This is a genomic window from Duganella callida (assembly GCF_004614165.1).
GTDB classification, from domain to species: domain Bacteria; phylum Pseudomonadota; class Gammaproteobacteria; order Burkholderiales; family Burkholderiaceae_D; genus Rugamonas; species Rugamonas callida.
Genome location: NZ_SPVG01000145.1, coordinates 1 through 19348, shown reverse-complemented (window position 1 = coordinate 19348; position 19348 = coordinate 1). Strand labels below are relative to the sequence as shown.

23 protein-coding genes and 1 riboswitch are annotated in these 19348 nt (G+C 63.5%); of the genes, 9 read left to right on the top strand and 14 right to left on the bottom strand.

Annotated elements, in window-relative coordinates:
• Positions 1–370 precede the first annotated feature (370 nt).
• From nusB to ribD, 6 genes are all read right to left on the bottom strand, one after another.
• Positions 371–841, bottom strand: a complete 471-nt coding sequence (nusB, locus tag E4L98_RS14035; protein WP_135202172.1) for a transcription antitermination factor NusB — start codon at positions 839–841, stop codon at positions 371–373.
• A 57-nt stretch (positions 842–898) separates the two neighbouring features.
• A complete protein-coding gene (ribH, locus tag E4L98_RS14030; protein ID WP_135202171.1) occupies positions 899–1387 on the bottom strand; it encodes a 6,7-dimethyl-8-ribityllumazine synthase in 489 nt (162 codons plus the stop codon).
• A 24-nt stretch (positions 1388–1411) separates the two neighbouring features.
• Positions 1412–2521: a bifunctional 3,4-dihydroxy-2-butanone-4-phosphate synthase/GTP cyclohydrolase II gene (gene ribBA / locus E4L98_RS14025; protein WP_135202170.1), complete on the bottom strand. Its 1110-nt coding sequence runs from the start codon at positions 2519–2521 to the stop codon at positions 1412–1414.
• A 129-nt stretch (positions 2522–2650) separates the two neighbouring features.
• Positions 2651–3583 carry an MBL fold metallo-hydrolase gene (locus E4L98_RS14020; protein ID WP_135202169.1) on the bottom strand — a complete coding sequence of 311 codons (933 nt, stop codon included), beginning with the start codon at positions 3581–3583 and terminating at the stop codon, positions 2651–2653.
• On the bottom strand, positions 3583–4218 hold the full coding sequence (locus E4L98_RS14015) for a riboflavin synthase (protein WP_135202168.1): 636 nt from the start codon (positions 4216–4218) through the stop codon (positions 3583–3585). Before E4L98_RS14015 ends, E4L98_RS14020 begins: the two co-directional genes overlap by 1 nt.
• A gap of 15 nt (positions 4219–4233) precedes the next feature.
• On the bottom strand, positions 4234–5301 hold the full coding sequence (ribD, locus tag E4L98_RS14010; RefSeq protein WP_205746727.1) for a bifunctional diaminohydroxyphosphoribosylaminopyrimidine deaminase/5-amino-6-(5-phosphoribosylamino)uracil reductase RibD: 1068 nt from the start codon (positions 5299–5301) through the stop codon (positions 4234–4236).
• A 147-nt stretch (positions 5302–5448) separates the two neighbouring features.
• On the opposite strand from ribD, the gene E4L98_RS14005 reads away from it, so the two are divergent.
• Positions 5449–5685, top strand: a complete 237-nt coding sequence (locus E4L98_RS14005; RefSeq protein ID WP_135202166.1) for a hypothetical protein — start codon at positions 5449–5451, stop codon at positions 5683–5685.
• On the opposite strand, the gene E4L98_RS14000 is transcribed toward E4L98_RS14005, so the two are convergent.
• From E4L98_RS14000 to glyA, 8 genes are all read right to left on the bottom strand, one after another.
• Positions 5682–6239, bottom strand: a complete 558-nt coding sequence (locus E4L98_RS14000) for a GspH/FimT family pseudopilin (RefSeq protein WP_135202174.1) — start codon at positions 6237–6239, stop codon at positions 5682–5684. The two genes, E4L98_RS14005 and E4L98_RS14000, sit on opposite strands and share 4 nt — an antisense overlap.
• On the bottom strand, positions 6236–6682 hold the full coding sequence (locus E4L98_RS13995) for a type IV pilin protein (RefSeq protein ID WP_135202165.1): 447 nt from the start codon (positions 6680–6682) through the stop codon (positions 6236–6238). Before E4L98_RS13995 ends, E4L98_RS14000 begins: the two co-directional genes overlap by 4 nt.
• Positions 6679–8817: a pilus assembly protein gene (locus E4L98_RS13990; RefSeq protein ID WP_229257392.1), complete on the bottom strand. Its 2139-nt coding sequence runs from the start codon at positions 8815–8817 to the stop codon at positions 6679–6681. The genes E4L98_RS13995 and E4L98_RS13990 overlap by 4 nt, the downstream gene beginning before the upstream one ends.
• Positions 8818–8829: 12 nt before the next feature.
• Positions 8830–9411 carry a pilus assembly PilX family protein gene (locus tag E4L98_RS13985; RefSeq protein WP_135202164.1) on the bottom strand — a complete coding sequence of 194 codons (582 nt, stop codon included), beginning with the start codon at positions 9409–9411 and terminating at the stop codon, positions 8830–8832.
• A gap of 3 nt (positions 9412–9414) precedes the next feature.
• Positions 9415–10302, bottom strand: coding sequence for a PilW family protein (locus E4L98_RS13980; RefSeq protein ID WP_135202163.1), 888 nt, complete (start codon positions 10300–10302; stop codon positions 9415–9417).
• The gene (pilV, locus tag E4L98_RS13975; protein ID WP_135202162.1) at positions 10299–10832 is read right to left on the bottom strand and encodes a type IV pilus modification protein PilV; all 534 of its coding nucleotides are present in this window, start codon (positions 10830–10832) and stop codon (positions 10299–10301) included. The genes E4L98_RS13980 and pilV overlap by 4 nt, the downstream gene beginning before the upstream one ends.
• A gap of 93 nt (positions 10833–10925) precedes the next feature.
• Positions 10926–11399: a transcriptional regulator NrdR gene (gene nrdR / locus E4L98_RS13970; protein WP_135202161.1), complete on the bottom strand. Its 474-nt coding sequence runs from the start codon at positions 11397–11399 to the stop codon at positions 10926–10928.
• A 61-nt stretch (positions 11400–11460) separates the two neighbouring features.
• Entirely contained in the window at positions 11461–12708 is a 1248-nt protein-coding gene (glyA, locus tag E4L98_RS13965; RefSeq protein WP_135202160.1) for a serine hydroxymethyltransferase, read from the bottom strand.
• Positions 12709–12801: 93 nt separating this feature from the next.
• A riboswitch (ZMP/ZTP riboswitch) is annotated at positions 12802–12936 on the bottom strand.
• A gap of 131 nt (positions 12937–13067) precedes the next feature.
• Here glyA and E4L98_RS13960 point away from each other — a divergent pair.
• The 8 genes from E4L98_RS13960 (at position 13068) to ybgF (ending at position 19244) form a co-directional block, all read left to right on the top strand.
• On the top strand, positions 13068–13814 hold the full coding sequence (locus E4L98_RS13960) for an SDR family NAD(P)-dependent oxidoreductase (protein ID WP_135202159.1): 747 nt from the start codon (positions 13068–13070) through the stop codon (positions 13812–13814).
• Positions 13815–13979: 165 nt separating this feature from the next.
• Positions 13980–14402, top strand: a complete 423-nt coding sequence (ybgC, locus tag E4L98_RS13955) for a tol-pal system-associated acyl-CoA thioesterase (RefSeq protein ID WP_135202158.1) — start codon at positions 13980–13982, stop codon at positions 14400–14402.
• Positions 14403–14407: 5 nt separating this feature from the next.
• Positions 14408–15100, top strand: coding sequence for a protein TolQ (gene tolQ / locus E4L98_RS13950; RefSeq protein ID WP_135202157.1), 693 nt, complete (start codon positions 14408–14410; stop codon positions 15098–15100).
• A 16-nt stretch (positions 15101–15116) separates the two neighbouring features.
• A complete protein-coding gene (locus tag E4L98_RS13945) occupies positions 15117–15554 on the top strand; it encodes an ExbD/TolR family protein (RefSeq protein WP_135202156.1) in 438 nt (145 codons plus the stop codon).
• Between the two features lie 14 nt (positions 15555–15568).
• Entirely contained in the window at positions 15569–16525 is a 957-nt protein-coding gene (tolA, locus tag E4L98_RS13940; protein WP_135202155.1) for a cell envelope integrity protein TolA, read from the top strand.
• Positions 16525–17814, top strand: a complete 1290-nt coding sequence (tolB, locus tag E4L98_RS13935) for a Tol-Pal system beta propeller repeat protein TolB (protein WP_135202154.1) — start codon at positions 16525–16527, stop codon at positions 17812–17814. The genes tolA and tolB overlap by 1 nt, the downstream gene beginning before the upstream one ends.
• A gap of 30 nt (positions 17815–17844) precedes the next feature.
• Positions 17845–18378: a peptidoglycan-associated lipoprotein Pal gene (gene pal, locus E4L98_RS13930; protein WP_135202153.1), complete on the top strand. Its 534-nt coding sequence runs from the start codon at positions 17845–17847 to the stop codon at positions 18376–18378.
• 110 nt (positions 18379–18488) lie between these two features.
• Positions 18489–19244 (top strand): tol-pal system protein YbgF, encoded by a 756-nt coding sequence (gene ybgF, locus E4L98_RS13925; RefSeq protein WP_135202152.1) that lies wholly within the window; start codon positions 18489–18491, stop codon positions 19242–19244.
• Positions 19245–19348 lie beyond the last annotated feature (104 nt).

The window sequence follows — 19348 nt, the reverse complement described above, 5'->3', positions numbered from 1 at the left end:
CCGCACCCACCAAGCTGGCGCCGGCGCGGCTGGACTGGCCTGCGCCGCGCCGGCGGCTCCGGCGACAGTGGCTGCTTCGGTGTCATCGGCGGCGCCAGGATGTAGCTTATCGCCTCATGCGCTCCGGCATGAGGCGCCGGCGGCCGTTGCGGTGCCTGCCAGCACAGCAGCGCCAACAGGTGGGCGCCGCCGATCAGCGCCAGCCAGCCGCGCCGGCGCCAGCTTGGTGGGTGCGGTTCGATCATCGCTCCTCATATGCAAAAAGGCAATTCTCGTCAGCACCACGCGCCGCGGTCAACGTGCAAATTAAAAAAGCCACCGCACGCTACCGTGGGTGGCTCATGGCGATACTTCGATGCCGGAAGACGGCTTAGCGCTTCTTGTCCGCCGCAACCTCGTCCGGACGCAGGTTGGCCGACAGCTTGTCCAGCACGCCGTTGACGTACTTGTGGCCATCGATGCCGCCGAACGACTTGGTCAGTTCCACCGCCTCGTTGATGATCACGCGGTAAGGGATTTCCGGGTTGTTCTTCAGCTCGTAAGCGCCGATCAGCAGCACCGCGTGCTCGATCGGCGACAGCTCGGCCACGCCGCGGTCCACCAGCGGCGCGAAGGTCGCGCGCAGCTCGACCGAGGTGCCGATGGCGCCGTTCAGCAGCGCGGTGAAATACTCGGCATCGGCCTTGTCGAAACCGTGCGCGCCGCGGATGTGGTTGACCACCGTGGAAGCGGATTCATTGTTCAGCAGCCACTGGTACAAGCCCTGCAGCGCGAACTCGCGCGCGCGGTGACGCGGCGTGCGGTTCTTGCTCGGGTTGGCGTGCGTAGTCTTCTCAGTCATGTTATTACCTTCATAGTGTGGCCCGGCGCCAGACCGGGCCGGGCCATGAGTTGATGCTTATTCGTCGTCGCCCTGATCCTGGCTCAGCTCTTCCAGCGCGATGGTCAGGTTGGCCATTTCCACCGCCACGCGGGCGGCGTCGGCGCCCTTCACTTCCATGCGCACTTCGGCCTGCTCGTCGGTCTCGGTGGTCAGGATGGCGTTGGCGATCGGGATGCCGTAGTCCAGGCCGATGCGGGTGATGCCGGCGCCCGATTCATTGGACACCAGCTCGAAGTGGTAGGTTTCGCCGCGGATCACCGCGCCCAGCGCGATCAGCGCATCGAACTGCTGCGACTCGGCCATCTTCTGCAGCACCAGCGGCACTTCCAGCGCGCCCGGCACGGTCACGTGCAGGATGTCTTCGTCTTCCACGCCCAGGCGCTTCAGCTCGGCCAGGCAGGCCGACAGCAGGCCGTGGCAGATGTCTTCGTTAAAGCGGGCCTGGACAACGCCGATACGCAGGCCGTCGCCGTTCAGATTGGTTTCGTAGCTTCCTACGGTCATGGGATGCCTCTTTATGTGGGTGGATTATTCGGGTTTGGCCAGGTAGCCGGTCACTTCCAGGTTGAAGCCGGTCATCGACGGCATCTTGCGCGGGCTGGCCAGCAGCTGCATCTTGCAGACGCCGACCTCGCGCAGGATTTGCGCGCCGATGCCGTAGCTGCGCAGGTCCATGCTGGCGGCGCGGCCCTTGGGTTTGCAGTCGGGCTGGCACAGCGCGTCGAACTGGGCGAAGAACTGCTCGGCCGTCTCCTCGCAATTGAGCAGCACGATCACGCCGCTGTCGGCGGCCTTGATCGCGGCCAGCGACGACGACAGCGTCCACGAGTGGGTGGTGGTTTCCGATTCCAGCACGTCCAGGATGGACACCGGCTGGTGCACGCGCACCAGGGTTTCCTTGCCCTTCTCGATCTGGCCATGCACCAGCGCCAGGTGCGCCGAACCGCTCGGCTTGTCGCGATACGCGATCATGCGGAACTCGCCCTGGGCGGTCTTCAGCGGACGCTCGCCGACCTTTTCGACCAGCGATTCGTGGCGGCTGCGGTAGTGGATCAGGTCGGCGATGGTGCCGATCTTCAGGCCGTGTTCCTTGGCGAATTCCAGCAGGTCCGGCAGACGCGCCATGGTGCCGTCGTCCTTCATGATCTCGCAGATCACCGAGGCCGGGGTCAGGCCGGCCATGGCGGTCAGGTCGCAGCCGGCTTCGGTATGGCCGGCGCGCATCAGCACGCCGCCCTTCTGCGCTTTCAGCGGGAAGATGTGGCCGGGCTGGACGATGTCGGACGGCTGCGCGTCCTTGGCCACCGCCACCTGGATGGTTTTGGCGCGGTCGGCCGCCGAGATGCCGGTGGTGACGCCTTCCGCCGCCTCGATGGAGACGGTGAAGTTGGTGCCGAAGGCGGTGCCGTTCCTCGACGACATCATCGACAACTCGAGCTGGTCGCAGCGTTCTTCGGTCAGCGTCAGGCACACCAGGCCGCGCGCGTATTTGACCATGAAGTTGATGGCTTCCGGCGTGACGAAGTCCGCCGCGAGCACCAGGTCACCCTCGTTTTCCCGGTCTTCTTCATCGACCAGGATCACCATGCGGCCAGCGCGCAATTCGGCGACGATTTCTTCGGTGCTGGAAATTGACATTTTTAATCCTTCAAGGCTGAGCGGGAGTATTTCATTAACCCGCTATTTTAAAGGATTTAAGTCTTCCCTACCGTAAAACCGCCGCTTTTTCCGTCAATTCCGCAATGGCCATGGCATTCCTGCCAACATTTAATTCACTGGCACACACAGTAGATCGCTGGACACGGAAACCGGACCGGCATAGGTCGCACCAATAGACGCCAACACCTCATCCTGATGCTGCTCCACCAGCGGACTGATATGCGTCAGCAGCAGCCGTCCCGCGTGCGCCTGCGCCGCCAGCTTGCCGATCGCGGCGGGCGGCGTATGCAGCTCGTACAACTGCGGCGCCGAACCGGGCGGATCGAGCACCACGCTGTTGAACACCAGCAGATCCGTGCCTTGCGCCAGCGAGCTCAATGCCGGCAAACCCTGCGCATCGATATCGCCCGAGAAAGTAACACTGTGCCCCTTGTAATCAACGCGATAAACCACCGCCGGCGCATCGCGATGATGGCCGGGGATGACAGAGATTTTCAGATCCGCTTCCGCCAGCAAGGTCTGCGGCTTGACCGGTTTGGCGGCGATGTCGTGCGCGCTGATGGTCAGCGGAGCGGAAAAATCCTTCAGATAAGCGTAAGCGCCCTGCGCGCCGAAATTCAGATCGACATAGCGTCTGGTCGATGGGAACTGGCCCGACGCGGCCGGCCCGTAAATACGCGCATCGATCGGCCGTCCGCTGGACACCGCGCGGCCCAACAACAATCCTGGCAACTCACCGGCGTGATCGATATGCAGATGCGTGAGCAGCACGATATCCATGCCGCGCATCTGCAATCCGGCCTCGCCGGCGCGCGCAAAACTGCCGGGACCGGCATCCACCAGAATCCGTGGCTGCCCATCCAGCAGCACCACATAGCTGGAACTGGCCCGCCCCACCGCCCCGGGACCGCCCGAGCCCAACACCAGCACCGCCAGGTCGGGGTCAGAGCCGACATTCGGACATTTCGCCGGCGCAAGCCCATCCTCAGCCTGCGCCAGAGCACACACCAGCCCCAGCACCGCGGCGGCCCGGCGCCGCATTACTTGCCTGCCGCGCCGACCGATACCATGCGCTCAACGTAGCGGGCGATCAGGTCCACTTCCAGATTGACGTTGTGGCCGACCGCCAGATGCTTGAGCGTGGTCACGGAGATGGTGTGCGGAATCAGGTTGATCGAGAACTGGCAGACCAGATCCTTGCCGGCGCCGATATCGGTCACGCGGTTCACGGTCAGCGACACGCCGTTGACCACGATCGAGCCCTTGTACGCGAGGAACTTGGCCAGCTCATGCGGCGCCTCGATCACCAGTTCCCACGACTCGCCCACCGGCTCGAACTTGCGCACCACACCCAGGCCATCGACGTGACCGGAGACCAGGTGACCGCCCAGGCGCTCGTTCAGCGTCAGCGCCTTTTCGAGGTTGACCTCACCGGCCTTGTCCAGGCCAACGGTGCGGTTCAGGCTTTCGCGCGAGACATCGACGCGGAAGCTGCTGTCATCCTTTTCCACCACGGTCATGCAGGCGCCATTGATGGCGATCGAATCGCCGAGGGCGACGTCGGCCAGCGGCAGGCCGCCGGCATTGATGTCCAGGCGCACGCCAGCGAACGAGCCGCCTTCCAGCGGGGTGACGGATGCAATCTTGCCGACTGCGGCGACGATACCAGTAAACATGTGGGTCCAGCCTTCTTAATAAGTGAATCGGGCAAGGATACGCAAATCTTCGCCGATCTGCTTAACCTCGTGAAATTTCAGGTGCTTCTTGTGCGACAGGTCGGTCAGCGCCGGCAGATTGAACATGCCCTGCGCATCGCCGATCAGGCTGGGCGCCAGATACAGCAGCAGTTCGTCCACGCAACCCTCGCGGATCAGCGAGCCGTTCAGCTTGGTGCCGGCCTCGACGTGCAGCTCATTGATCTGGCGACGCCCCAGTTCGCGCATCAGTTCCGGCAGATCGACCTTGCCGTGCGCGTTGGGCAGCAGCAGGATGTCATGACCGGCATCGCGCAGCGCCGCCTCCTTCTCGGCATTGCCCTGCGCGGCCACGATCCAGGTCCCGCCACCATCCAATATCTTGGCGGACAGGTCAATATCAAGCTTGCTGTCGACCACGATGCGGCGCGGCTGACGCGGCGTCTCCACCGCGCGCACATTGAGCTGCGGATCGTCGGCCTTGACGGTGCCGATGCCGGTCAGGATGGCGCAGGCGCGGGCACGCCAGTGATGGCCGTCGGCGCGCGCTTCCGGGCCGGTGATCCACTGGCTGACGCCGTTGTGCAGCGCCGTCATGCCGTCGAGACTGGCGGCGGTCTTCATGCGTACCCACGGCAGGCCGCGCGTCATGCGCGAAAAGAAGCCGATGTTCAACTCGTACGCCTGCCCGGCCAGCAGGCCGACACTGGTATCGATGCCGTTGGCGGCCAGCTTGGCCATGCCCTGGCCGGCGACCAGCGGGTTGGGGTCTTCCATCGCCGCCACCACGCGGCCGAGACCGGCGCGCACCAGCGCATCCGAACACGGCGGCGTGCGGCCATGGTGGTTGCACGGCTCCAGCGTGACGTAGGCGGTGGCGCCGCGCACATCGTGGCCGCGCGCGGCGGCGTCTTTCAGCGCCTGGATTTCGGCGTGGTCGCTGCCGGCCTTCTGCGTCACGCCGGCGCCGATGACGGTCCCGTCGCGCACGATCACGCAGCCGATATGCGGATTCGGCGCGGTCGTGTACAGCCCCTTGGCCGCCCACTCCAGCGCCAGCGCCATGCCTTCGAGATCGCTATTGATGTCCACGTTGTCCTTGCTCTAAGTTACCGGTCAGATGAGCTGCCATTATAAGCAATCCCCTAAGGAAGCGCCCGCTTGCCCCAAGTGCAGCTTGGGCATATGATGAATTTACACCTGGAGATTGCTATGGATGCCGACGTTGCAGAGCGCTGCAAACAATTAAGCGAGGAAATGCACAACACCTTCGCCACCAAGGTTGAATTGATGGCTTTCCGCGAAGCAGTCGCGGTGCAGTTCGGCGATGTCCGCGTCCAAATTGCCCGGCTCGAGGCCACCCTGATCAAATGGTTTGTCGCCACGGCAGTCACGTTAACCGGACTGACAGCCAGCCTCGCGTTCGCGCTCGGGCGCTATCTGCATTAGTCACTCGCGCCGCTGCAAGCGGCGCCATCGTGCTCGGGGTCGCAGACGCGGACCCGCCCCAGCATATTGATCTTGATATTGCGCGCATGCTCGCCCTGCGTCAGCGACAGCGTGCCCCAGCGGGCGGCCAGGCTGTTGCTGGCATTGCATGACCGCCCGGCCGCATTGTAGGCCAGATAAGCCTGCGCGCCGCCCGAGGTGAAGCGGGATTCGACGCGCAGGTCATCGCGCAGCGGGCCATGGCGATAGATCAGCGGCTCGCCGGCGTCCGGACGGCGGTTGCCGTTGATATCCTGAAACACGATCCAGCCCTGCCGCCAATCCGTGCCCGAGGGGTCCAGCGGCGCCAGCATGACTTTCCCGCCACGTGCGATCGCCTGCGAACGCGTCAACTCGATAGCCGCGACCAGGTCATTGGTGGCGGCCTGCAAGCGCATGCGCCGCAGCGATTCGCTCAACGACGGCATGCCGACGCCCAGCAGGATGCACGCCAGCGCCAGCACGATCAGCAGCTCGATCAGCGTCAGGCCGTGGCGACGCGCGGCGCCGGTCATGGCCAGCACCCCGGAGCCGGGCCGCTGGCCAGCCGCAAACCGGTGCTGGTCAAGGTAAGCATGCGGCAATCGTCGTCGCGAAAGCGACTGTCCACCTGTGCTGTGCCGGGCGTGGCGACCAGTTGCACACAGGCGGAGATTGCCTCACCGTCGCAAGCCTTGCCTTCTATCTCGTATGCGCTGACGCCGGGACTGGCGCCGCTCCACCAGTGAAAATGCCGCGATTCCGGATCGGTACTGCCGGCTGAAAACGCGACGTAGGTGTTGTTCTGCGTGTAGAAGCGCTCCTGTTGCATCATCAGCCTCATCAACGCCGACTCGCCTTCCTGGCGCTTGGTGCGAAGCACGTGCTGCTGGTATGCCGGCATCGCCACCGCCATCAGAATACCGATGACGACCAGCACCGCCAGTAACTCGATCAGGCCGAAGCCGCGCGGCTTCATTTGGCGGCCTCATGCAGTTCGCGCCAGTTGGCGACCTCCCGCCAGCTCAGACGTCCGGCGCGCCGTTTCGATTTCACCTTGGCGGAGACGTTTACCTGCCCTGCTGCGGCCACGTTGGCAATGGCGTAGTCTTTCTGCTGCGTCATGCGCGCCGGCGCGTTGCCAGGCTCACGGCTGACGCTTTGTGGCAGCGCCACCGGTCTGGCGCTGTACTCGGGCAGAAGCACGCCCACCATCGCCTCGTTATTGGGCAGGACGGCGAAGACATTGCCGTCGTTCGCCAGGCCGGTGAGCACGTTCAGCGCGTAGCCGCGGCTGCGTGTCGGGCTGCAAATATCTGCACCGGGCAGCATGGTGTTGAACAGCACGGCGCCGTCCAGCAGCACGCCCGTGTCCACGCTGCGCTCGCCGACGCCGATGAAATCCACATACCAGCCCTTGCTGCCGGCCTCCATGCGCATACCGCTGATGCTGAGCGTGCGGCCGCTGCCGTCAAGGAAGCGCTGCGTCAGCTGGCTGCGACCGCTGATGGTGTCGGGCGGTGTCTGCAAGCTGTCGATGATGGCGTAATACGATTGCGTCGCCGCGGCGGCTGCGCTGCGGTCGGCCTTTTCTATCATTTTTCCGGTGCCGAACAGGATGATGTAGCCGCCCGAATTCGAATAGGCCACCAATGGCTGTTCGCTGATGGGTTGTCGGCGGCCGCCGGCATCACGCGCCGAGAATAGCGGTTTGTCGATGGCGTCCGGCCATGGCGCCTTGCCGCCGAAATCGAAGCGCCACAGATTGCCCTGCAGGTCGCCCGCGTAGGCGTAGCGCAACATGCCATCGCTATCGTTCAGCAACACTGGCGCGCTGAGGCCGTTGGCCAGGGCTTTGTCCGAAATGGGCGTGGGAATGCGGTAGTAGTTGCCGTTCAACTGCCAGCCCTCATCTCTTGGCTTGTCGAGCGCCAGCAGGAACAAGGCGCCGTTGCCTTCATCCGCGCGGCTGTTGAGGCCACCGGCTACCACGGCAAAGTCACGGCTGGCGCCTTGTACTCGGACCTTCGCGATCTGCGGCGCAGTGATGACATTGCCCATCAGCGGATCGTCGCGGTCAGTGAATTCCCACAGCGCGCCGAGGCCGTCTGCGAAATGGGCAGGATCGGTGACATCCAGTGCGAACACGCCTTGGGCGCCGCCGCCCATGGCCGAGATCAGCACGGTTTTTTCGCTACCCGCGAGGCGCGCAGTGCCTGCGACGGCTGGACCGTCAACATAAGCGCGTTGGGTGTAGGCAGGATTAGTGAGTTCAGCAAGCCGGCTGATCAGAGCGTCAGGGATATAGGCGAATAGCTCTTCTCCGCTAATGGCATCGAACGCATGCAGCATGCCATCGTTGGCGCCGAGGTAGACGGCCGATCGTCGGTCGGTGGGACCGACGTAGACTGGTGTGCTATGAATGGCATCGCCAAGAATGCTGGAGCGGCGGCGGAATGGCGTTCCTTCCAGCGAGCGGTCGCCACGCAGGTAGGCGACGCGGCTCTCGCCGGCATGGTCGTCAAGGTCCAGCAAGGCGCGCTGCTGGTGGGCCAAGGTCGCCCAGGTAAACGGGACCATCGTCAACGCGCCATTGGGCTGCGCGATGGCGGTGTAGATACGGCGCTGGTCCGGCGCGGGGGTGCCGCCCGTAAGGATTGCGCCAGCGTCCCATGCCAGGGTCGACACCACGCCTGCCCCGCCGGCGGGCGACAACAGATAACGCGAGAAGTGGCCACTCCAGTCGGCCAGTCCGAGCGACGCCTGATAAAGCTCGCCCAGCGCACCAGTCGTAGTGGCGGCGCGCAGCAAGGACGCCCCGTGTGCCTGGCCGGTCGGCCCGGTTGTGCCTGGTGGCGCCGGGCTGCATGTGGCGCTGACAGGCCAGCTGTCGATATTCAGCATCGGCGGCTGAGCGTAGGTGGGCGGGCAGCCGCCGATACACATCGGGAGTAATAGCGCGAACTGCGATAGCAGCCGCATTAGCGGTGAAGCAAGCGATGCGGGCGTCGGCCGCGACAGCAGCGACCGCGGTAGCAGCGGCGACAACGCGGCCAGCATGCGGCAAAAACGCCGCAAGCACCAACGGCTCTGCGCAAGGTGCATCGTTTTCATGATCGTGCTTCCTTATTCCGGCTTGCTGAACACGCTTTGCAGAACCACTTCCGTCTCCCGCTGCGCCCCAAAGCCGATGACGGTGACGCGGTAGCAGTAATGCGGCGCCGCGCCGGCCGACGCATCATCGCCGGGCTGGTGACACTCCATGCGCTCGATCACGTAGCGCGGTTTTTTGAACGGCAGAAAGCCCTCGCCCGTCTGCATGGACGCCCCGGTGAATGTCCCGTGCGTCACAGTGCAGGCGCCGCCGTCTTCGGCGCCGGACAGATCCACCTTTTGCCATACCGGCGCCTTGCCGGCTTCCGCCCGCACGCGCAGACCGGCACCGCCGGCGCCGCACTCTGCGGCAAACGCCTTCGGATCGCCGCCATCAAACGCCGCCTGGCGCACCGGACTGCCGCTGCCCTGAATATCCCGTTCCGCATCCGTCACGGCATCCTCCGCTGACTGAAACGCCACATCGCGGTCGCGCTCGGCGCGTGCGGCCTTCTCACCTTGCAGACTCCACTGCACCGCCGACACGCTCAGCAACATCACCATGATCAGCAACACCAGGCTGACCACCAATGCCATGCCGCGCTGCGCCTTCATGCTCTAGCCGCCCCGGTTACGCAAGGCCACCGTCATGCTGAAGACCTTGCGCGCACGCAGGCGCTGGGACGGCGGCAAGCGACTTTCCTGCAATTGCGTGCCGATATCGCGTCCATCCGCATACGCCGGTCCGAACAGATCGAAGCGCGTGTCGACGGTATCGGCCCGCGTGTTGTGCTCGCCGTGCAGCAGCAAGGCCAGCCGGACGCTGCAGACGCGCTTCCAGTGTTGCTCGGCGGGAGCAGCCGCATCCAGTGCGCGGATTGCGCTGGCATTCAGATACGTGTTGGGTACGCCGTCAGCCGGCACATCCGTATCCAGCCCATACAACACCTGAAAGGAGTCGACGCCGCGCACGATGGCATCGGCGCCCCAGCCGCCGGCGCTGCGGTATTTGCAGCGCAATTCGTTCTCGCCGCCGTCGTCGGTGGCGAGATAGAAAATGCTCCAGGCACGGGTGTCGCCCGCCACGCCGAAGCCGGCACAATTCAGGCTGGAGCCATCGCCCGTGCTGCCGCCTCCGGCGCCGGAAAAGCGCACGGCCAGCACATCGCTGCCGTTCGCGACCGACGGCAAAGGCACGCTGATGCCCTCGCTGTTGCGGCCGATGCTGGCCGCGTCCAGGCCGTCGATGGCCGCTGGCGTATCGGGCTCCAGCTCGGGCGGCGCCGTGTCGCGGTCCCAGTTGACATAGCCCGCCTGTCGCACCGATTGCGCCATGATCTGCAGGGCATGACGGCCGCCCTCCTCCAGCCAGGCGTTTTCGTGGTGATTGCGATAGTTGCTGCCAGAAGCCGCCAACAGCCCGCTAGCCAGCAGGCACAGCAGCAAGCCCAGCACCATCGCCACCATGAATTCGGCCACACTCCAGCCCCGCTGCGGGCGCTTCATGGCATCGCTCCCACCACGACCGCAACGCCGGGCTGCGGTTCATCCGCCTGCGGCGTGCCATCGGGATGTTTGCCGCGCCAGCCGACCTTGATCACCAGCGGCGCGCCGGCTCCACCGCTGCACGGCCAGTACAGCTTGCCGCCGGCCCACAGCGCCGCATCGCGACAGATCACTACGCGGCCGGCCGGCAGGTTTTGCCGCACCAGCGTCTTGGCATCGTACACATCGGACAGCGCCAGCTCGGCGGCAACGCAGGCCGCGCCGTGGCACAGGGCGGCAGGCGGCGCCGGCGCGGGCTCGGCCACGGCGTCGTAATTGAGGGTCAGATAGGTTGCCGCCTGCGCCGGGTTGGCGCGCATGCGTTCCGCCAGCCCGGTGGCCAGCTGCGTCGCCTGCGACAACAGCGAGGCCTGGTGACGCGCCCGCAATGCCGCCATCTGCAAGGCCACGCCGCCGACGATGCCCAGTGCCAGCACCAGCACGGCGATCAGGATTTCCAGCAGCGTAAAGCCGAACACATGCGTGCGCATGGCGCACCTCCGCAAGTCGGGGAGCCTGTGTCAGACGGTAGCAGTGGAAACTGCAGAGAGTATGAGGTGTATCAAAAGTGCGCCAGCGGTGCGCTAGCTTTTGCGGGCAGTCTTGCCGTCCTGACCGACTTCGGCAATCGCATTCTGGAACTCGGCCAGATCTTCGAAGTTTTTATACACGGAGGCAAAGCGGATGAAGGCCACATTGTCCAGGCGCTTGAGTTCCTGCATCACCAGTTCGCCGATGTAGCCGGTGTCGACTTCACGCTGGCCGCTGGTCAGCAGTTTTTCCTCGATGGCGGCAATGGCCGCGTCCACCGCCGGCGCCGCCACGGGGCGCTTGCGCAGGGCCAGCTCGAAGCTGCCGCGCAGCTTGGCTGCGGAATACTCGGTGCGGCTGCCGTTTTTCTTGACCACATACGGCATCACCAGCTCGATGCGCTCATACGTGGTAAACCGTTTATCACATTTGCCGCAGCGCCGGCGCCGACGTATGGCGTCCCCTTCCTCCGATACGCGCGTATCGAGAACCTGGGTATCTTCATGCTGGCAAAACGGACATTTCATAGAGGTGCTGGGTTATGACGCGGCGCCGGCTTTGCACAGCCGGCGCCGCGGTGCTGCTTGATTACTTGGCGTAGACCGGGAACTTATCGGCCAGCACCTTCACCGCCGCCTTCACGCGGTCGATGGTCGCGGCGTCGTGCGGGTTGTCCAGCACGTCTGCGATCAGGTTGCCGACTTGTTCCGCTTCCGCTTCCTTGAAGCCGCGGGTGGTCATCGCCGGCGAACCCAGACGGATGCCGGAAGTCACGAATGGCTTCTGCGGATCGTTCGGGATGCCGTTCTTGTTGGTGGTGATGTGGGCGCTGCCCAGGATCGCCTCGGCTTCCTTGCCGGTCAGGTTCTTCGGACGCAGGTCCACCAGCATCACGTGCGACTCGGTGCCGCCCGAAACGATGCGCAGGCCGCGCTTGATCAGGGTCTTGGCCAGCACGTCGGCGTTCTTCACCACCTGTTGCTGGTATTCCTTGAATGCCGGTTGCAGCGCTTCCTGGAAGGCCACGGCCTTGCCGGCGATCACGTGCATCAGCGGACCGCCCTGGATGCCGGGGAAGATTGCCGAGTTGATGGCTTTCTCGTGCTCGGCCTTCATCAGGATGATGCCGCCGCGCGGGCCGCGCAGCGATTTGTGGGTGGTCGAGGTGACGAAGTCGGCGTGCGGCACCGGGTTAGGATACAGGCCGGCGGCGATCAGACCGGCGTAGTGCGCCATGTCGACCATGAAGTAGGCGCCCACCGCTTTGGCGACCGCGGCGAAACGCTCGAAATCGATCTTTTTCGAGAACGCCGAGGCGCCGGCGATGATCAGCTTTGGCTTGTGTTCCTTGGCCAGCGCTTCCATCGCGGCGTAATCGATGTCTTCCTCGGCGGTCAGGCCATAGGAGACGACGTTGAACCATTTGCCGGACATGTTCAGCGGCATGCCGTGGGTCAGGTGACCGCCTTCCGCCAGCGACATGCCCATGATGGTGTCGCCCGGCTTGAGCACGGCGAAGAACACGCCCTGGTTGGCTTGCGAGCCCGAGTTCGGCTGCACGTTGGCGGCTTCGGCGCCGAACAGTTTCTTGACGCGGTCGATCGCCAGCTGCTCGACGACGTCCACGTATTCGCAACCGCCGTAGTAGCGCTTGCCTGGATAGCCTTCGGCGTACTTGTTGGTCAACTGCGAGCCCTGCGCTTCCATCACGGCGGGCGAGGTGTAGTTTTCCGACGCGATCAGTTCGATGTGATCGTGCTGGCGGGTGTTTTCGTTCTGAATGGCGCCGAACAGTTCCGGGTCAACGCTGGCGAGGGTGTGATCTTTTGCAAACATGAAAAAACTCCAATCGAATGAGTAGCTTTTGTTACTGGCAGGATCGAATGAGAGAAGCCATAGCGGACCGGCAGCCTCTTCGTGCTTTCCATCGCGGGCTGCCCAGGCGAACGGCTATTGAAATCTCACGTTTCCCGGTGGTTTCCCACCTTTCGCTGACCGACCAGTGCACTATTATGGTGCAAGTTTGCAGATCACTCCAGCTTTTCGCCAGTTACGTGAGACGTAATGGAACCCAGATTGTATGTGATGCGCCAGATTTGAGCAACAGAATGACTTGCTCTGAAGGCAAGACAACCAGGTCGCGGATTTGCGGCTACAATTTTGTCCACCTTGCCACTTACCCAGAAGGAAAGATCATGATCGTCTTCATCACCGGCGCCAGTGCCGGCTTCGGCGCCGCCATGGCGCGCATCTTCGCCCAGAACGGCCACAAAGTGCTGGTCAGCGGCCGCCGTGAAGACCGGCTGCAGGCGCTGGCCGCCGAGCTGGGCGACAATGTCCGCCCCATCGTGCTGGACGTCACCGACCGCGCCTCCATCGACGCCGCCCTGAGCGGCCTGCCGGCCGACTGGCGCGCCATCGATGTGCTGATCAATAACGCCGGCCTGGCGCTGGGCGTGACCCCGGCCCACACCTCCTCGCTGGAAGACTGGGACACCATGATCGCCACCAACATCAGCGGCCTGGTCGCCATGACCCGCGCCATCCTGCCGGACATGGTGGCGCGCGGCAGCGGCACCATCATCAACCTGGGCTCGGTGGCCGGCGCCACTCCTTATCCGGGCGGCAACGTGTATGGCGCCACCAAGGCTTTCGTGGAGCAGTTCACCCTCAACCTGCGCGCCGACCTGGTCGGCACCGGCGTGCGCGCCACCAACCTGGCGCCGGGCCTGTGCGGCGGCACCGAATTCTCCAACGTGCGCCTGAAGGATGACGCCGCCGCCGCCAAGGTCTACGAGGGCACCACCCCGCTGACCGCCGACGACATCGCCAACACCGCGTACTGGATCGCCACCCTCCCCCCGCACATCAACATCAACCGCATTGAGATGATGCCGACCTGCCAGGGCTACGGCCCGCTGAACATCAAGCGTTCCATCTAAGAAACACGGGCCTCCCTTAAGGGAGGCTTAGTTTTCAGTTCACCGGTGAAATAATTCGTAAGGGCTTGTTACAATGGTTGGTCTTTGCGCGGCAGTTGATAAAATTCAACCAAAACAACAAAATCGCGTAGAATGTTGCACACTCCTATAAGTAGTCAAAATAACATGTCAACCGATTTCATCTGGAATGTCAGGGTCTACTACGAAGACACCGACGCCGGCGGTATCGTGTACTACGCGAACTACCTCAAATTCTTCGAGCGCGCCCGCACCGAATGGCTGCGCTCCCTCGACTTCAGCCAGCACAACCTGATCGAACAGCACGACACCCTGTTCGTGGTCAAAAGCGTCAGCGCCGACTATCATGCGCCGGCCCGCCTCGACGATGTACTAAAATTAACGGTTAATATCGAAAAGATAGGCCGCGCCTCCCTCGTCTTCCGCCAGGAAGCGTGGCGCGGCGAACAGTTGCTGAATACGGCGCATGTCAAAGTAGGCTGCGTCGATTCCGCCATGCGTCCGCGCGCCGTTCCGGCGGTCGTTGCAGACAAACTGCGCAATACCAGTGCCACCACCCAAACCGACTGATACCAATGAACGTCACTCAAGACCTTTCTTTCCTGTCCCTCATCACCAATGCGCACCTGATCGTGCAATTGATCATGGCGCTGCTGTTTGTCATCTCGCTGACCAGCTGGACCTACATCTTCAGCAAGCTGTTCGCGATCAAGTCGGCGCGCCGCCTGACGGTGGAATTTGAAAAGACCTTCTGGGCCGGCGGCAACCTGCACGCGCTGTACCAGAATGCCGGCAAGGACCGCGCCAACAGCGGCCCGCTGGCCCGTATCTTCGAGGCCGGCATGGGCGAGTTCATCAAATCCAAGGCCGCCTACACCGCCAGCCGCGAAACGCTCGACGTCGGCGCCGTGCTGGACAGCGCCCGCCGCGCCATGCGCGCCGCCTTCCAGCGCGAGATGGATGCGCTGGAATCGCACCTGGCCTTCCTGGCCTCGGTCGGCTCGGTGTCGCCATACATCGGCCTGCTGGGCACCGTGTGGGGCATCATGAACGCCTTCCGCGGCCTGGCCAACGTGCAGCAAGCCACCCTGGCCGCCGTCGCACCCGGCATCGCCGAAGCGCTGATCGCCACCGCCATCGGCCTGTTCGCGGCGATCCCGGCCTTCGTGGCCTACAACCGTTTCTCGTACGACGTGGACCGCCTGGCGATCCGCTTCGAGAGCTTTGTCGAAGAGTTCTCCAACATCCTGCAGCGTCAGTCGCGTTAATTAAAAGGCAGAGATCATGGCTTCCTCTTTCTCCAGCAGCATGCGCGGCGGCCGCGGCCGCAAGCTGAAGTCCGAAATCAACGTCGTGCCCTACATCGACGTGATGCTGGTCTTGCTGATCATTTTCATGGTGATGCCGTCGGCCAACGACCCGAGCGTGGTCGACCTGCCGAAAGCGGAAAAATCCACCAAGCCGCCGAGCGACTACGTGCAGATCGTGATCAAGCCGAACGGCGCGCTGTCGATCGGCGTCAAGGGCAAGGGCGAGGATGCGCCGGAAACCGCGCCCAACCGCGACGCCCTGGTGCGCAAGCTGCGCACCATCCATGACGACCATCCCGACTACCCGGTGCTGATCGCCGGCGACAAGGAAAGCAAGTACGACGACGTGATCCAGCTGATCTCGGAAGCGAAAAAGATGGGCATCAACCGCGTGGGCCTGTCCACCAAGTAAACACCGTGCAAACCATGAAACCCGCAACCGCTGGCGGCCCGTACAAGGTACCGCGACAACACAACCGCCTGTCCTCGATCGGCCTGGCGGTGGCGATGCACGCCGTGTTGCTGCTGTTCCTGTGGATCGGTGTCAGCTGGCAGAACAATGAACCAACCGAAGTGCAGGCCGAAATCTGGGACATGAAAGTCCAGGATGCCGCGCCGACGCCTCCGCCGCAGCCGGAACCCGAGCCGGAGCCTGAGCCGCAGCCGCAGCCGGTCGAGAAGGCACCGCCGCCACCGCCGGTGGAAGCGCCGCCGGTGCCCAAGGAAGATCCGGAAATCGCCCTGCAGCGCATCAAGGCCAAGAAGAAGCTGGAAGAGGAAAAGCTCAAGCAGGAAAAGCTGGAACAGGCACGCCTGAAGAAGGAAGAAGAGGACAAGGAAAAAGACCGTCTGGCCAAGCTGGAAGCCAAGAAGAAGGCTGAGCAGAAGGCCAGGGAAGAAAAGGAAAAGGCCGAGCAGGAAGAGAAGGAAAAAGCCCTGGCCGCCGAGCAGGAGAAGAAAAAAGCCGCCGCCGAGAAATTGGCCAAGGCGGCCAAGGAAAAAGCCGACAAGGCCGCGCGCGAAAAAGCCTTCGCCGCCGAGATGAGCCGCATCACCGGCAGCGCCGCCAAGGGCGCCACCGGCAGCGCCGCGCAATCGACCGGTGGCCGCGTGGACGGCGGCTATCAGGCGGCGATCCGCGCCAAGATCAAGAGCAACCTGGTGTACGGCACGCCGGACGACTCGCTCAGCGCCACCTACGTGATCACCCAGCTGCCGACCGGGGAGATCATCGGCGTGCGCAAGGTGAAAGGCAGCGGCTCCTCCGCATACGACAGTGCGATCGAGAACGCAATTGCCAAATCGTCTCCACTGCCGAAGAAAAAAGATGGTACGGTAGAGCGCGAATTTACCGCTGATTTCAATATGAAGGACATGCACTGATGCAGACCATGACAAAATTCAACCAAGTGATCCTCTACACCGGCCTGGCCATCGCCGCGACCATCGGCACTGTCGCGCCGGCGCAGGCGCAGATGCGGATCGAAATCTCCGGCGTCGGCAGCAACCAGATCCCGATCGCGGTGGCCGGCTTCTCCAACGAAAACCTGTCGCCGCAGAAAATCTCGGAGATCATCAAGGCCGACCTGGAGCGTAGCGGCGCCTTCAAGATCATCGACGCCGGCACCATCACCGACGTCAACAACATCGACTACAGCGGCTGGAAAGCCAAGGGCGCGGACGCGCTGGTGGTCGGCACCGTCGACGCCCTGGCCGATGGCCGCTACGACGTGCGCTACAAGCTGCTGGACACCGTCAAGCAGGCCAAGATCTCCAACCTGGACAAGGCCGTCACCGCCCAGTTCACCCGCTTGTCGGCGCACCTGATCGCCGACGACGTGTTCTTCAAGCTGACCGGCATCCGCGGCGCCTTCTCGACCCGCATCTCCTACGTTAAGCAGGAAGGCCGCAACTACCAGCTGCTGGTAGCCGACGCCGACGGCGAAAACGAACAACTGGCGCTGCGCTCGAATGAACCGATCATCTCGCCGTCGTGGTCGCCGGACGGCACCAAGGTGGCCTACGTCTCGTTCGAACAGAAAAAACCGGTGGTCTACGTGCAAAACCTGATCACCCGCGCGCGCACCGTGGTGGCCAACGAAAAAGGCAGCAACTCGGCGCCATCGTGGGCGCCGAGCGGCAACAAGCTGGCGGTGGCGCTGTCCAAGGATGGCCACACCCAGGTCTACACCGTCAACACCGACGGCAGCAACCTGCGCCGCGTCTCCAACAGCGCCGGCATCGACACCGAACCGCAATGGTCGGCCGATGGCGAGAGCATCTACTTCACCAGCGACCGCAGCGGCGGCCCGCAGATCTACCGCATGAACGCCGACGGCGGCGACGCCAAGCGCGTCACCTTCGGCGGCAGCTACAACATCAGCCCGCGCATCTCCTCGGACGGCAAGACCCTGGCCTACATCTCGCGCCGCGACGGCAACTTCCAGCTGTACGTACTGGATCTGGCCAGCGGCCAGGAGCAACGCCTGTCCGACACCACCGACGACGAATCGCCGAGCTTCGCCCCCAACGGCAAATACATCATGTACGCCACCCGCGCCGGCGGCCGCAAATCGCTGGCCGTGGTCTCGGTGGACGGCCGTGTGAAACAACGCCTGACTGCTCAGGCGGGCAACATCAAGGAGCCCACCTGGGGTCCGTTCATGCAGTAATCAATCACTATTCACTACTAGGAGAACCTTATGCGTAAAATCAGCAGTCTGGCGTTTACCCTGACCACCGCCGCCGTTCTGGCCGCTTGCTCGTCGACCCCGGTCAAGGAAACCGCGCCGGCGCCAGTGGTCGAGCGTCCAGTCGACAAAGCCGTCCAACAACAACCTGACACCCGCACCGTGGCCCCGGTGGAAACCAAATCGCTGGACCCGCTGGACGATCCTAAGGGCGTGCTGGCCAACCGCAGCATCTACTTCGACTTCGACAGCTACGCCGTGCGCGCCGACGGCAAGCCGGTGGTGGAAAACCACTCGGCCTACCTGGTCAAAAACAAGGCCCGTTCGATCCTGATCCAGGGTAACACCGACGAACGCGGCGGCGCCGAGTACAACCTGGCCCTGGGCCAGAAACGTGCCGAAGCCGTGCGCAAGGCCATGAGCGCCCTGGGCGTGCCGGAATCGCAGATCGAAGCCGTTTCGCTGGGCAAGGAAAAGCCTAAGGCCGAAGGCCACAACGAAGAAGCATGGGCGCAGAACCGCCGTGCCGACATCGTTTACAAGTAATCAAAAGCACTATCTTTTTGCCGGGTCACAGGCATAATACGGGGCGGCGCGCGGAACTTATCCGCGCCCTGCCCCGTTTTTACCATTAGATTTGTGTGAAAGAGCGCCCGATGATGAAACTCTCCAAATCCGGCCTGAGCGCCGCCCTGCTGGCCGCGCTGACCTGGCTGCCGCTGCACGCCCACGCCGGCCTGTTCGACGACGACGAAGCCCGCAAAGCCCTGCTCGACCTGCGCGCCAAGGTCGAAGCCATGCGCACCGAACTGCAAGCCCGTATCGACACCAAATCCGACAAGACCAGCACGCTGGACCTGGTCTCCCAGAACGAACAGCTGATGCAGCAGATCAACCAGCTGCGCGGCCAGATCGAAGTGCTGGCCAACGACGTGGCCAACGCCCAGAAGCGCCAGAAAGACTTCTACGTCGACCTCGACACCCGCCTGCGCAAGCTGGAACCGCGCGAAGTCACCATCGACGGCAAGACCGCCCAGGTCGATCCGGGCGAACAGCGCGGCTACGACCAGGCCATGCAGCTGTTCAAGACCGGCGACTACAAGGCGGCCGGCAGCGCGCTGCAGGAATTCGTCCAGCGCTATCCGGGCTCCAGCTATGCGGCCAATGCTCAATACTGGCTGGGCAACTCCTACTACGCCCAGCGCGACTGCAAGGCCGCCATCGCCGCCCAGCTGGTGGTACTGAAGAACTACGCCGACAGCCCGAAAGCGCCGGACGCCATGCTGAACATCGCCAGCTGCCAGACCGAGCTGAAAGACAAGGCCGCCAAGAAGACGCTGCAGGACCTGATCAAGCAATATCCGGACACGCCGGCCGCGGCGACCGCGAAAGAACGTCTGGGCGGCAAGTAATTACCGTAGGGTATTTGACAGCTGAGTGACTTCCCCCTATAATCTCGCTTCTTTCGGGGGTCGTTAGCTCAGCTGGTAGAGCAGCGGACTTTTAATCCGTTGGT